The sequence below is a fragment of the Vagococcus hydrophili genome (genome assembly GCF_011304195.1).
GTDB lineage: Bacteria > Bacillota > Bacilli > Lactobacillales > Vagococcaceae > Vagococcus > Vagococcus hydrophili.
In genome coordinates, this window is record NZ_CP049887.1 from 1018296 (window position 1) to 1031203 (window position 12908).

Below are 12908 nucleotides of genomic sequence, written 5' to 3' on the forward strand. Positions count from 1 at the left end.
GCATTCATACGCTCTAACAAAGGTTTCCTTTTACATACCTAAACTTGTTTTCAATGCTGAGACTTTATCTAATTTTTCCCATGTAAAATCAGCATCTTCACGACCAAAATGACCGTAAGCAGCTGTTTTTTGATAAATCGGACGTCTTAAATCAAGCATCTCAATAATTCCTACTGGAGACAAGTTAAAGTTCTCGCGAATCGCTTCGATTAAAGCTGATTCAGAGACTGTACCTGTTCCAAAAGTTTCAACAGAAATTGATACCGGTTGGGCTACCCCAATGGCATAAGCCAATTGAACTTCACACTTGTCAGCTAATTTTGCTGCCACAATGTTTTTGGCAATGTAGCGAGCGGCATAACTTGCTGAGCGGTCCACTTTGGTTGCGTCTTTTCCTGAAAAGGCACCACCACCGTGTCTTGCGTAACCACCGTATGTATCAACAATAATCTTACGACCTGTTAAACCTGAGTCCCCTTGAGGACCACCAATAACAAATCGACCTGTTGGATTAATGAAATATTTCGTTTCTTCGTCTATTAATTCACTTGGGATAACTTTTGCTATCACCAGTTCTTTGATATCTTTGATAATCGTTTCTAAAGTGACTTCTTCATCGTGTTGGGTACTGACTACAATTGTATCCACACGAGTTGGTTTACCGTCAACATCATACTCAACCGTTACTTGAGATTTCGCATCTGGTCTTAAATACGTTAACGTATCGTTTTTACGTAATTCTGCTAATTTTTCTGTGATTCGGTGACTTAAAGCAATTGGAAGTGGCATAAATTCTGGTGTTTCGTTATTGGCATAACCAAACATCAACCCTTGATCTCCTGCTCCTAAATCCTCTGCTTCATGACTGCTTTCTCTTTTTTCTAAAGAAGCATCCACACCTTGAGCGATATCTGGTGATTGCTCATCAATAGCTACCATGACCGCACATGTGTCTCCGTCAAAGCCGTACTTAGCACGTGTGTAACCAATCCCTTTGATTGTCTCACGAACTACTTTTTGAATGTCCACGTAAGCTGTTGTCGTAATTTCACCAAAAACAAGGACAAGTCCTGTCGTTACTGAAGTTTCACACGCCACACGGGCATTTGGATCTTTTGCTAGAATCGCATCTAAAATGGCATCACTGATTTGATCGGCGATCTTATCTGGATGTCCCTCTGACACTGATTCTGACGTAAATAATTTTTTTTCTAACATTTATATTCCCCCTCTATTTTCTCGGTTACAAGGAATATTTACACTTTTTCTGTGCAAATCCTATCGGGAATCCTGCAACATTGCTAGTATAACAGATATTACTTTTTTTACCTACTTAAATGTTGACCTTTCCCCCTTCATGCCATAAAGTAATATCATACGATAATAAAATGAGGTTAGACTATTGAATAAAACAAAATCAGGCTTACTTGCCTTACCCTTTATCATCATCGTCACACTTTTACAAACCACCATCTCCTTATTACCAGGTGTCCTTTTTTTAAGAGACAGTAGTCGGGGCCCAGCGATTTTAACGTACATGGTTTTGTACTTGTTACTAAGTGATTTTTTCCATCTCATCGGGAAAGCTTCCTATAAAAAGGGAACCTTTATTTCGATTCCTGTTTACGGTGTGAAATTAATTATTTCTTGTTCTTTGATTTTTATGATTTCTAAACAAACAGCGTACCAATTTGCTTTAATTTTACTGGCTTATGAATTATTCCAGTTATTGATTTTTTCTAAACAATTCTTTTACATTGATTCGATTTTTTACTCCTTACTTAATGCATTCTTTAAAGGAATTGTCTTTAATCAATTACTAACAATTAATTATCCTTTTAATTATAATTTTGATTTGATCAAACCCTTTATTTTTGCCTTTAGTTTGATTCTCTTCATTACTATTTTGACTCAGGGAATGTATTCATTTTTATCAAGACAGTCTTGGTTTTTCGTTCTTGCCTTACTGTCATTAGGTTTACTTTACTACTTACTCATCACCCAGTACATGAACCAAGAAACCATTCTTATAAAATTAATTATCTTTGTTGCCTGTAATCTGGGCGCCCTTTACTTCTTTATTAAATCAAAGAATGCTAAGAAAAAAGAGTTAATCTTGAATTTATTTGCTCTTGTTAGTTTGTTTATTTACTACTTCTAAATTAATAGGAAGTTGGCTCACTATGATGCCAACTTCTTTTTATTTTGCCTCTAAAAAGAAGTATACTAATAGTAGTTAACACAAAGGAAAAGGAGTGACTCTAATCATGGATCCAAATCGCAACCCGAAAAAAGAATATATCTACCGTACTGTTTCATTAGGTATCGGAATTTTAATTGCCCTATTTTTGATGAAATATTTATAACAAAGAGTGGTGAAAATCACGTTTAGCTCCAAGCAACTGGAGAAAATGAAAAGTAATCGGCGCTTTTTCCGATTAATTTTTATTTTTGAAGTTGCCGCAGGAGCTGGGATTTGAACCCGGACTACTCAGAGTGGTGAAAGTGGCGTTTAGCTCCAAGCAACTGGAGAACATAAAAAATAATCGGCGCTTTTTCCGATTAATTTTTATGTTTGAAGTTGTCGTAGGAGTTGCCAGTTGAACCCGGACTACTCAGAGTGGTGAAAATCACGTTTAGCTCCAAGTAACTGGAGAAAAAATTTATCTCCTGAGTATTAATTTATCACTTGAGCTTCACACACTGTCAGCCTTTATACTTTAGAAAAAGAGGAGGTTATTATAATGAAAATCAGTCATTTTTCAAAATTAGCCAATACCAGTGTCAGAATGCTACGCCACTATGAGGATTTAGGCTTAATCACTGTCTCTCGTTCTTCAGAGAACAATAATTACCGAGAATACTCAGCAGAACAACTCCCTCGTGTGAACCAAATTAAAAGTTTACAGGAGATGGGATTCTCTTTAAGAATGATTAAAGAAATTTTAGACAATCCTAAAACAAAAACCTTAGAAACGTATTTTGAACTTCAGAAAGACTATCTGAATGAGCAGCTAGAAAAAGTCAGTTATCAACAAAGTCTACTTGAAACAGTATCTGACATGATTACCACTAATAATGATTATTTAAATTATAACGTGGTGTTAAAAGAATTACCTGAAAGACAAATCATGAGTTTGAGAAGAACTGTTTCTGACTACCAAGAAGAACAAGGATTATGGCAAGAATTGTACGAAGAATATTTAGCCCAAAATGTCTCTTTCTCTGAACCTCCACTCGGTCTAACACTTTATCATAATGAAGCGTATGAGGAAGAAAACATTGATTTAGAAATTCAAAGTAGTGTCATAGGTGTTTACCAAGATACGGCGACAGTCACTTTTAAACAGGTTCCTAAAATCACTGTTGCTTCAACGACTTTCCAAGGCTCATTTGAACAAATGCCGCTTATTATGGAAGCTCTTGGTCGCTGGATTGAAGTCAATCAATTAGAAATTGCAGGTCCCATGATTAATATTTATCACGTGACAGCTGCCCAAGACCCAAATCCAGATAATTGGCTGACAGAAGCTTGTTTGGTGGTTAAAACTAAGGAGGAAATATAATGGCTAGAGCGAAAAATAAAGAAGAATTATTATTGCAAGGTGAGGAAAATTATCAAAAGTTAATGACTTTAATTGACTCTCTAAGTGAAGAAGAGCAAGTTGCGATTTTTCCTTTTGAAGGACGAGATCGTCAAATTCGTGATTGTTTGGTTCATTTATATGAATGGCACCAGCTCTTTTTAGATTTTGTTAACAATAATCAACAAGAAGCAATCGTGCCATTCTTACCTGTGCCTTACAACTGGAAAAACTACGGCGAGATGAACATTAAATTTTGGGAGAAACATCAAAATACGTCTCTTGAGAATGCTAAAAATATGCTTGAAACAAGTCACAACAACTGCTTAGATATGATTAAAAAGTATTCTGATGAAGAATTGTTTACGAAAAAATACTATAACTGGACAGGCACAACTAGTTTAGGCAGCTACGGTGTCTCAGCGACAGCCTCTCATTATGATTGGGCACTTAAGACGATTCGGAAGTATAAGAGAAGTTTGAAATAGTAATCTAAAATCCCCCTAAAAGTCACCTGATACTTTAGAGAGATTTTGTTATATATAAATTATTTAGCTTTCTTTAACAAGCTTCGACCGTTCTCACTTTCAATGCCTTCGATAGAACCTTCAGTGTATACTCCATCATCAAACTCTTTACTCTCAATTAAACCTGTCAGATAAGTTTTAATTGGACTAAACGGCAGAGAATAATATATGTTGAAATATAAATCATCATCCATATCTTTCAAATAAACACTATACTCATAACCATTGAATTTAGCAAAGTAGTTTAACTCTGTTTTTCGTATCTTATCTTCTGATATTCCAATACTTAGAGCATGAGCATACAAAGCATTTTTCAACTCATATTCATATCTTTTTTTTACTATTATGTAAGCTGAAAAAATGAATATGATAATAACAGTCACTACGATCAGTTTTTTATTCATGACTCACCTTCTTTCTTATTTTATGAAGTAACTATCTCATTCTTTTATATTTTTTGTAAGCAACCATTAGTTTACATGATGTCAACCAGAGCGAGCATTCCACTTATATCAACATTTAGAATTCCTATTTCTTGGAAAAATTTGCTCCTGATAAAGGTTCTCCATCTGCTCCCATCACAAGAAATTCTCTTACATTCTTTGATTCTTCCCACTCATTCACATCAATTTTGACTGTTTTCTCATTTTTAAAAGTCCAATCAATGCTACTATCCAAATAAATCTCAATAATATCCTTATCGCGAAAACTTGGATTCATCATGTAACTAGTAACACTTCGGTAGAAAGGTAAATTAGTATCGATTTGTACTTTTCCATCCACCATTTCAATTGCTTTTATCTGTTCTGAGTTAGTAATTGGTTGTATTTTTTTAGTTTGATAGAATCCCCCAACTCCTACTAGCAAAACGACTCCTAAAACACAGTACAATACTTTAATTTTTTTGCTTAATTTTTTTCTGACTTGTGTGTCTTCAGCAAACGCTTCTAACATCTCTGTTTCTCCTCTCAATAATTGATCCAGAGAAATATCTAACGTATCAGAAATTGTAACAATCATCTTAATATCTGGATAATTGCGTTCTGTCTCCCAATTAGAAATAGTTGAACGAGAGACACTTAATTTTTGTGCCAAATCTTCCTGAGTAAAATTAAGTGATTATCGTTTTTCTTTGATTAAATTTCCAATAGCCATGACATATCCCTCCTGCTTTTATTTCATCATTTATTGAGTCCTATTACTAGCGCTATACTCACACATCCTATTATATCAAGGATGTTAGTAACACTGACATTCCTAAAAAAATAATTAAAGTATGTTTTTTGATCTAATATTAGTTTAACACACTGATGACTCTCAATTTAAAAAAAGTTATACTTAACCTGTTGACCTTCACGTTACGTCAACCTATATGATAAATGTGTCAGGAGGAATAACTATGGAATATACCATTAAAAAACTAGCTGAATTGTCCGGTGTCAGCACAAGAACTTTACGTTACTACGATGAAATTAGTTTACTCAAACCTGCCCGAATTAATTCATCTGGTTACCGAATTTATGGGCAAGCAGAGGTCGACCGTTTGCAACAAATTTTATTTTACCGTTCACTAGATATGAAGCTAGAAATCATTAAGCTAAGTTTAGACGAAACTGATTTTAATTTTTCACGTGCACTGGAAGATCAATACCAAGAACTCACTAAGAAAAAGGAACAAATCAATCACCTCCTTCTGACGATTGAAAAAACATTACGTTATCATAAAGGAGAAATTAACATGTCAGATAAAGACAAATTTGAAGCATTTAAACAAGAAAAACTAGCTCACAACGAAGCAATTTACGGAAAAGAAATCAGAGAAAAATACGGCAAAGATACAATTGAATCTTCTAATAAGCAGTGGCAAAATTTAAGTAAAGCTGATTTTGAAAAAATGAACCAAGCCGAAAAAGATTTATTTATAGCTTTAAAAGAACTAGTTGAAACAAAAGATATTCATTCAAACAGTGCTAAAACTGTTTTTGAAAAACACAAAGCGTGGTTATCTTACACTTGGGAAACTTATTCAAAAGAAGCCCATATTGGACTAGCCGAAATGTACTTAGCCGATGAACGTTTTACTGCATATTACAATGACCAAGTAGGAAATGAGGCAACTCACTGGTTAACAGAAGCCATCAAAATATATGCATGAAAAAAGAAGCTTGCCGAATTTCGGTAAGCTTCTTTTTTCAATAGTTACTCAGAGCTGAACGCCTTTTCACTACCCTATTTTAGTCGGAGTTCAAAAGGCAACTCATCGGTAACTTCAATAAATCAACTCAATCCAAAAAGCGGATTGGTTTGATTTACCTCCAGTTACTCAGAGCTGAACGCCTTTTTCACTACCCTATTCTTTAATTAATGTTTCTAATCCTACAATCATCATTTCGTCGAATGTTGATTGACGTTCTTCTGAGGTTGTTTCCTCACCTGTTACTAAGTGATCACTAACGGTCATTAAAGCTAATGCTTGAACACCGTATTTAGCAGCTAAGTAATAAATCACGGCTGCTTCCATTTCAACAGCTAACACGCCATGTTCACCTAATTTAAAGGTATCTGATAAATCATCTTTGTAGAAACTATCATCAGATAAAACATTTCCAACATGAATATTAAAATTATGTTCTTTCCCAATAACATGAGCTGTTGATAATAAATCATAATCAGCAATTGGTGAAAATGTATGATTTGGGAAATCAGCTTTCATGAAGGCTGAATTCGTCACAACACCTTGAGCAAGGACTAAGTCACGAACGTTAACATCCTTTTTAATTGCGCCACATGTACCCACGCGAATTAATTTTTTCACATCGTATTCACGGATTAATTCATTCGTGTAAATTGATGCTGAAGGAATTCCCATACCAGTTCCTTGAACCGATACTTTTACTCCTTTATAAGTTCCAGTATACCCAAGCATACCGCGAACTTCGTTGTAACAAACAGGATTGTCTAAGAATTTTTCGGCAATGTATTTTGCTCTTAAAGGATCACCCGGTAATAAAATTTTATCTGCAATTTCGCCTTTTTTAGCGCCAATATGTACACTCATTTTATCTGTCTCCTTAAATTCTTTCTAAAGTAATTTTTACTAACTCTTTAAAGTCAGCTTTCACGCGTTCAGTTGTTTCTACTACTTCTGCATGATTTAAGTTAGCTTGCATACCAGCGGCTAAGTTAGTTACACAAGTGATACCTAAGACACGCATTGACATGTGGTTAGCAACGATTACTTCTGGAACAGTTGACATACCAACTGCATCAGCACCTAAAACACGTGACATTCTGATTTCAGCAGGTGTTTCGTAAGTAGGACCTGAGTAGCCCATGTAAACCCCTTGTTGTAATCTGATTTTAAGTTCAGATGCCACTTTTTTAGTCACTTCGCCGTAAGCTTTGTCGTAAGCTTCTGACATATCTGGGAAGCGAGGTCCTAAGTCATCTTCGTTTAAGCCCATTAATGGATTATCACCAGTGTAGTTGATTTGATCTGTGATTAACATTAAATCACCAGGTGCAAATGATGTATTCACGCCACCAGCAGCGTTTGTTACAACTAATGAATCGGCTCCTAAAGCTTTCATCACACGTACTGGGAAAGTAACTGTTTGCATTGAGTGACCTTCATAATAGTGGAAACGTCCTTGCATTGCTAATACTTTTTTACCAGATAATGTTCCGTAAACTAATTGACCAGCATGTCCAACCACCGTTGAAACTGGGAAGTTTGGAATTTCTTCGTAAGGAATGACTACTTTATCAGTAATTTCGTCTGCTAATTCACCTAAGCCTGATCCTAAAATCAAACCGAAATCGATTGAGCTAACACCTTTGTCTTGGATATATTTTGCCGTTTCTTGTAATTTTGTATTTAATGTCATTGTCAGTAACCCCTTATTTTAATTGATCTAAAAAGCTTGTTCCGTTTTCTGTTTGTTTCACGCCAAAGTTTTCAGCGATTGTTGCTGAAATGTCAGCGTAGAATCCTTGTTTAATTGAACCAGAACCAGTCATGTTTTTGCTGTAAGCAAGTAATGGCACATATTCTCTTGTATGATCTGTTCCTGGGAAGGTTGGATCGTTACCATGGTCGGCAGTGATTAATAATAAATCATCTTCACCCATTGCGTCGTAGATTTCAGGTAAGCGAGCATCAAACTCTTCTAAAGCATTACCGTATCCTTTAACATCGCGACGGTGACCAAATAGTGCATCGAAGTCAACTAAGTTAGTGAAACTTAAACCAGTAAAGTCTTCTTTCATTACGTCGAGTAATTTATCCACGCCATCCATGTTAGATTTCGTACGAACTGAGTCAGTCATTCCTTGACCGTTAAAGATATCGTTGATTTTACCAACAGCGATCACATCTTTACCAGCTTCTTTTAATGAATCTAAAACAGTTTTTCCAAATGGATCTAAGGCATAGTCATGACGATTTGGTGTACGTGTAAAGTTACCAGGTTCACCAACGTAAGGACGAGCAATAATACGACCAATCATGTATGGGTCATTTTTAGTGTATTCACGAGTGAACTCACAAATTTTGTATAATTCTTCTAAAGGAATAATATCTTCGTGAGCGGCAATTTGAAGTACTGGGTCAGCTGATGTATAAATAATCAAATCCCCTGTTTTCATTTGTTCTTCACCGAAATCATCAATTACTTTAGTACCACTGTATGGTTTGTTTGCACCCATAATAACACCGCGACCTGAAAATTCAGTGATTTTATCTAATAATTCTTGAGGGAATCCTTCTGGAAATACTCTGAATGGCGTTTGTATGTTTAAGCCCATGATTTCCCAGTGACCTGTCATTGTATCTTTACCAACAGAAATTTCTTCTAATTTTGTTGCATAGCCTTTGTGATCTTCAACTGCCTTCACGCCTTTAAGAGGTTCAATTGTTCCTAAGCCTAAATTTTCCATGTTAGGAATAGTTAAACCAGCAACTTCTGCAATGTGACCTAATGTGTGACTTCCTAAATCACCAAATTTTTCAGCATCTGGTGCTTCTCCAATACCTACTGAATCAAGTACTACTAAATGAACTCTTTTAAACATATAGATCTGCCTTCTTCCAAAAAATTTTATTTATAGAAAACGTGCCAAAGAGGTTCCCTGGCACGTTCGTAATTATTTTGATTTCACATAAGTTTTACCAATAGCTTTTGGTCCTTGTGATTTACCAATAAATATTACTAGTACAAGTACTGTTAATACGTATGGTGCTGCTTGTAAGTAAACAGCAGGTAATTCTTTAATACCTGGAATTAAGTTTCCGATAACAGCTAAACTTTGAGATAATCCAAAGAAAATCGCTGCAAACATAACGCTAATTGGGTTCCATTTACCAAAGATCATTGCTGCCATTGAGATAAACCCTTGGCCTGCGATTGTTGAAAGTGAGAACTGTCCAGAGATTGATTGAACAGCTACTGCTCCCCCCATACCACCTAAGAAACCAGAGATTAAAACACCAGCATATTTCATGCCATAAACGTTGATACCTAAAGTATCTGCTGCTTGTGGGTTTTCACCAACAGCACGTAATCTTAAACCAAATTTTGTTTTAAAGATGATAAAGTAAGCTAAAATCGCTACTAAAATCGCTACATAAGCTGGCGCTGATGTATCTTTAAAGAAGATAGGTCCAAGAACTGGAATTTTTTCTAATAATGGAAAACTAAATTTACCAAAAGTTTGTTTGATCATGTCTGTTTGTCCATGACCATCAAATAACATTTTTGTTAAGAATACTGTAAGTCCTGGTGCCATTAAGTTAATAACAGTACCACTGACAATGTGATCGGCACGCAGGTTGATCGTTGCCACAGCGTGAATCAGTGAGAATAGAATTCCCACTAAACCACCGAATAACATCGAAATCCAAGGCGTCATTGAGCCAAAAGTACTTGCTGAGTAAAGGTTAAAGATTGTGGCACTAAAAGCACCAACTGTCATAATCCCTTCCAAACCAACGTTTACGACACCACTTCTCTCAGAAAAAGTTCCTCCTAAAGCAGTAAAGATTAAAGGAGCTGAATATACTAATGCAGATGAGACAATAATTGCTAACATTGATACCATGTCTTACGCATCTCCTTTCTTAATCTCTTGTTTTTTAGGTGTTGCTTTATCTAGTAAGTAACGGATAGCATAGCTGATACCTACGAAGAAGATGATTGATGCGATAACGATTTCCACGATTTCATTTGGTACACCGGCACTACCTGGCATACTAAGTCCACCGATTTTTAAAATACCGAATAATAATGCTGAAACTAGGATTCCGATTGGGCTACCACCACCAAGAAGTGATACAGCCATACCGTCAAATCCGATGGTTGGTACTGAACCTAATACGTATAGGTTTTGGAATGTTCCTAAACCTTCAACCACGCCACCCATACCAGCTAAACCACCAGAGATTAACATCGCTAATACGATGTTTTTCTTAGCGTTCATTCCAGCATATTCAGAAGCGTCAGGGTTTAACCCTACTGAACGTAATTCAAAACCAACTGTTGTACGATTCATTAACACCCATACAACAAAAATCATCAAGATTGCTAAGAAGATACCCATGTTTAAACGAGATCCACCTGTCATTTGAGTTAAGAAATCAGCTCTTAAACTAGCGTTTTGACTAATTTGTGCTGTTGTATCTGCGTCATTTGTAAAGACGTTACGTACTAAATGATTACTAATATGTAAAATTGTATAGTTTAACATGATTGTAACGATAACTTCACTTGTTCCAAATTGTGCTTTCAAGAATCCTGCAATACCTGCCCATAAAGCTCCAGCTAATGTTCCTGCAATAACACATAAAGGAACTAAAATAGCTTTTGGTAAATCTGGGAATAACATGGCTAACCAGATTGAAACAATCCAACCAGATAATGCTTGCCCTGACAAACCGATATTGAAGAAACCAGCTGTGTTAGCCACTGCAAATCCTAAACCAGTTAAGATTAATGGTGTTGCTAAACGAATAACTTCACCAATATTATACGTACTACCTAAAGCACCGTTTAACATTGCGCTGTAACCTGCAATCGGGTTATACCCGAATGCTAACATAATAATTGCACCTAACAAAAGTCCGAATACTACAGAAAGAACAGGCACCGCTAAATTTTTAATTGTTGAATCTTGCTTATTCACTAGCTACAGCCCTTTCCTTACTTCCTCAAGTGGCACACCGGCCATTAATAATCCTAATTCTTGCTCGTTAGTTTCAGAAGCGTTCACGATACCAGTAATATTACCTTCAAACATTACGGCAATACGATCTGATACGTTTAAAATTTCATCTAACTCAAAGCTGACTACTAATACACCTTTACCATTATCACGTTGCTCGATTAAGCGTTTGTGAATATATTCAATCGCTCCAACATCCAACCCACGAGTTGGTTGTGAAACCATTAATAAATCTGGATCACGATTAATTTCTCTTGCGATAATTGCCTTTTGTTGGTTACCACCAGATAAAGCTGCTGCTGGAACCAATTCGTTTGGCGTTCTCACGTCGAATTCTTCGATCAATTTTCTTGCATGGGAATTAATTTCTTTATAATTTAATAATCCGTTTTTACTTAGTGGTTCTTTATAGTACGTTTGTAAAGCAATGTTTTCAGATAGTGTCATTGGTAAGACTAAACCAAAACGATGTCTATCTTCTGGCACATGTCCCATACTGTTTTCAGTAATTTCACGAGGGCGTTTGTTTGTCATGTCTTGACCATTAATAATGATTGAACCTGACTCCACTTTACGCATCCCTGCAATTGCTTGAAGTAATTCACTTTGACCATTACCATCAATCCCTGCAATCCCCACAACTTCACCAGCACGAACTTCTAAATCTAAGCCCTTCACTGCATCCAAGCCTCTATTTTCTTTAACAACTAAGTCATTAATTTTTAAAACAGGCTCTGTTGGATTTGATGGTCCTTTCGGTGTCTTAAATGACACCGAACGACCTACCATCAAATCAGCTAATTCTTGTTGAGAAACATCTGCAACTGTTACTGTATCAATACTCTTACCACGACGGATAACCGTACATTGGTCAGCTACTGCTTTAATTTCATCTAATTTATGAGTGATTAAAACAATTGATTTTCCTTCTTTAACTAAACCATGCATAATTTCGATTAACTCATCAATTTCTTGAGGTGTTAATACGGCTGTTGGCTCATCGAAGATTAAAATCTCTGCCCCACGATAAAGAGTTTTTAAGATTTCTACACGTTGTTGCATCCCAACAGAAATGTTACCTACTAATTCATTAGGGTTAATCTTAAATCCATATTTATCCGAAACAGCCATGATATCATCAAAAGCCTTTTTCTTATCAATAGCTACGCCAGCTTTTGTTGGTTCGCTACCTAGAATAATATTTTCTTCAACTGTGAAATTATCAATCAACATAAAATGTTGATGGACCATTCCAATTCCCAGTTTATTAGCAACAGTGGGATTGGCGATTTTTTCTTCTTTTCCATTGATATCAATAGAGCCTGAAGTAGGTTCTAATAACCCAGACAAGATGTTCATCAATGTTGACTTACCAGCACCATTTTCACCTAGTAACGCGTGAATCTCACCTTTTTTTACTTTTAAATTAATATTATCGTTGGCTTTAAACGTTCCAAAAGCTTTTGTAATATTTTTCATCTCGATCACGTATTGTGACTCATTCACTTTCTTCACTTCCTAACTATTTCGGATAAATACTTTGAACTTTTAGTAACTCACTTTTTGTACTTTTTAATGT

At 35.8% G+C, this 12908-nt stretch carries 12 protein-coding genes, 1 pseudogene and 1 riboswitch; of the genes and pseudogenes, 4 read left to right on the top strand and 9 right to left on the bottom strand.

The annotated features are described in order from the left end of the window. Positions 1-30 precede the first annotated feature (30 nt). Positions 31-1218 (bottom strand): methionine adenosyltransferase, encoded by a 1188-nt coding sequence (metK, locus tag G7082_RS04925; protein ID WP_166034085.1) that lies wholly within the window; start codon positions 1216-1218, stop codon positions 31-33. Next, positions 1216-1301: riboswitch (SMK box riboswitch) on the bottom strand. (Overlaps the previous gene by 3 nt.) 101 nt (positions 1302-1402) lie before the next feature. On the opposite strand from metK, the gene G7082_RS04930 reads away from it, so the two are divergent. The 3 genes from G7082_RS04930 to G7082_RS04940 all read left to right on the top strand — a co-directional run bounded on the left by G7082_RS04930 (position 1403) and on the right by G7082_RS04940 (position 4072). Next, positions 1403-2161, top strand: a complete 759-nt coding sequence (locus G7082_RS04930; RefSeq protein ID WP_166034086.1) for a hypothetical protein — start codon at positions 1403-1405, stop codon at positions 2159-2161. A gap of 583 nt (positions 2162-2744) precedes the next feature. Continuing rightward, positions 2745-3566, top strand: a complete 822-nt coding sequence (locus G7082_RS04935) for a MerR family transcriptional regulator (protein WP_166034087.1) — start codon at positions 2745-2747, stop codon at positions 3564-3566. Continuing rightward, a complete protein-coding gene (locus G7082_RS04940; protein WP_166034088.1) occupies positions 3566-4072 on the top strand; it encodes a ClbS/DfsB family four-helix bundle protein in 507 nt (168 codons plus the stop codon). The genes G7082_RS04935 and G7082_RS04940 overlap by 1 nt, the downstream gene beginning before the upstream one ends. A 59-nt stretch (positions 4073-4131) precedes the next feature. Here G7082_RS04940 and G7082_RS04945 read toward each other — a convergent pair whose 3' ends face one another. Next, the gene (locus G7082_RS04945) at positions 4132-4515 is read right to left on the bottom strand and encodes a DUF3139 domain-containing protein (protein ID WP_166034089.1); all 384 of its coding nucleotides are present in this window, start codon (positions 4513-4515) and stop codon (positions 4132-4134) included. A 124-nt stretch (positions 4516-4639) separates the two neighbouring features. Next, positions 4640-5215, bottom strand: a pseudogene (locus tag G7082_RS04950) (helix-turn-helix domain-containing protein); the annotation flags it as partial. A 295-nt stretch (positions 5216-5510) separates the two neighbouring features. Between G7082_RS04950 and G7082_RS04955 the strand changes: the two are divergent. Beyond that, positions 5511-6266: a MerR family transcriptional regulator gene (locus G7082_RS04955; RefSeq protein ID WP_166034091.1), complete on the top strand. Its 756-nt coding sequence runs from the start codon at positions 5511-5513 to the stop codon at positions 6264-6266. A 195-nt stretch (positions 6267-6461) separates the two neighbouring features. Here the strand turns inward: G7082_RS04955 and deoD are convergent, their stop codons facing one another. The 6 genes from deoD to G7082_RS04985 all read right to left on the bottom strand — a co-directional run bounded on the left by deoD (position 6462) and on the right by G7082_RS04985 (position 12835). Beyond that, positions 6462-7169, bottom strand: coding sequence for a purine-nucleoside phosphorylase (gene deoD, locus G7082_RS04960; protein ID WP_166034092.1), 708 nt, complete (start codon positions 7167-7169; stop codon positions 6462-6464). 13 nt (positions 7170-7182) lie between these two features. Further along, on the bottom strand, positions 7183-7998 hold the full coding sequence (locus G7082_RS04965) for a purine-nucleoside phosphorylase (protein WP_166034093.1): 816 nt from the start codon (positions 7996-7998) through the stop codon (positions 7183-7185). A 13-nt stretch (positions 7999-8011) separates the two neighbouring features. Next, positions 8012-9184: a phosphopentomutase gene (gene deoB, locus G7082_RS04970; protein ID WP_166034094.1), complete on the bottom strand. Its 1173-nt coding sequence runs from the start codon at positions 9182-9184 to the stop codon at positions 8012-8014. A 72-nt stretch (positions 9185-9256) separates the two neighbouring features. Further along, positions 9257-10210: an ABC transporter permease gene (locus G7082_RS04975; RefSeq protein ID WP_166034095.1), complete on the bottom strand. Its 954-nt coding sequence runs from the start codon at positions 10208-10210 to the stop codon at positions 9257-9259. A 3-nt stretch (positions 10211-10213) separates the two neighbouring features. Beyond that, entirely contained in the window at positions 10214-11290 is a 1077-nt protein-coding gene (locus G7082_RS04980) for an ABC transporter permease (RefSeq protein ID WP_338064238.1), read from the bottom strand. Positions 11291-11293: 3 nt separating this feature from the next. Beyond that, complete coding sequence (locus tag G7082_RS04985) at positions 11294-12835, bottom strand: ABC transporter ATP-binding protein (protein WP_420825019.1); 1542 nt, start codon at positions 12833-12835, stop codon at positions 11294-11296. Positions 12836-12908: the final 73 nt, after the last annotated feature.

Excerpts from the sequence above, each read along its gene's own strand:
- metK (WP_166034085.1), bottom strand. The coding sequence starts at position 1,218 with ATGTTAGAAAAAAAATTATTTACGTCAGAATCAGTGTCAGAGGGACAT.
- G7082_RS04935 (WP_166034087.1), top strand. The coding sequence starts at position 2,745 with ATGAAAATCAGTCATTTTTCAAAATTAGCCAATACCAGTGTCAGAATG.
- G7082_RS04940 (WP_166034088.1), top strand. The coding sequence starts at position 3,566 with ATGGCTAGAGCGAAAAATAAAGAAGAATTATTATTGCAAGGTGAGGAA.
- G7082_RS04945 (WP_166034089.1), bottom strand. The coding sequence starts at position 4,515 with ATGAATAAAAAACTGATCGTAGTGACTGTTATTATCATATTCATTTTT.
- G7082_RS04955 (WP_166034091.1), top strand. The coding sequence starts at position 5,511 with ATGGAATATACCATTAAAAAACTAGCTGAATTGTCCGGTGTCAGCACA.
- deoD (WP_166034092.1), bottom strand. The coding sequence starts at position 7,169 with ATGAGTGTACATATTGGCGCTAAAAAAGGCGAAATTGCAGATAAAATT.
- G7082_RS04965 (WP_166034093.1), bottom strand. The coding sequence starts at position 7,998 with ATGACATTAAATACAAAATTACAAGAAACGGCAAAATATATCCAAGAC.
- deoB (WP_166034094.1), bottom strand. The coding sequence starts at position 9,184 with ATGTTTAAAAGAGTTCATTTAGTAGTACTTGATTCAGTAGGTATTGGA.
- G7082_RS04975 (WP_166034095.1), bottom strand. The coding sequence starts at position 10,210 with ATGGTATCAATGTTAGCAATTATTGTCTCATCTGCATTAGTATATTCA.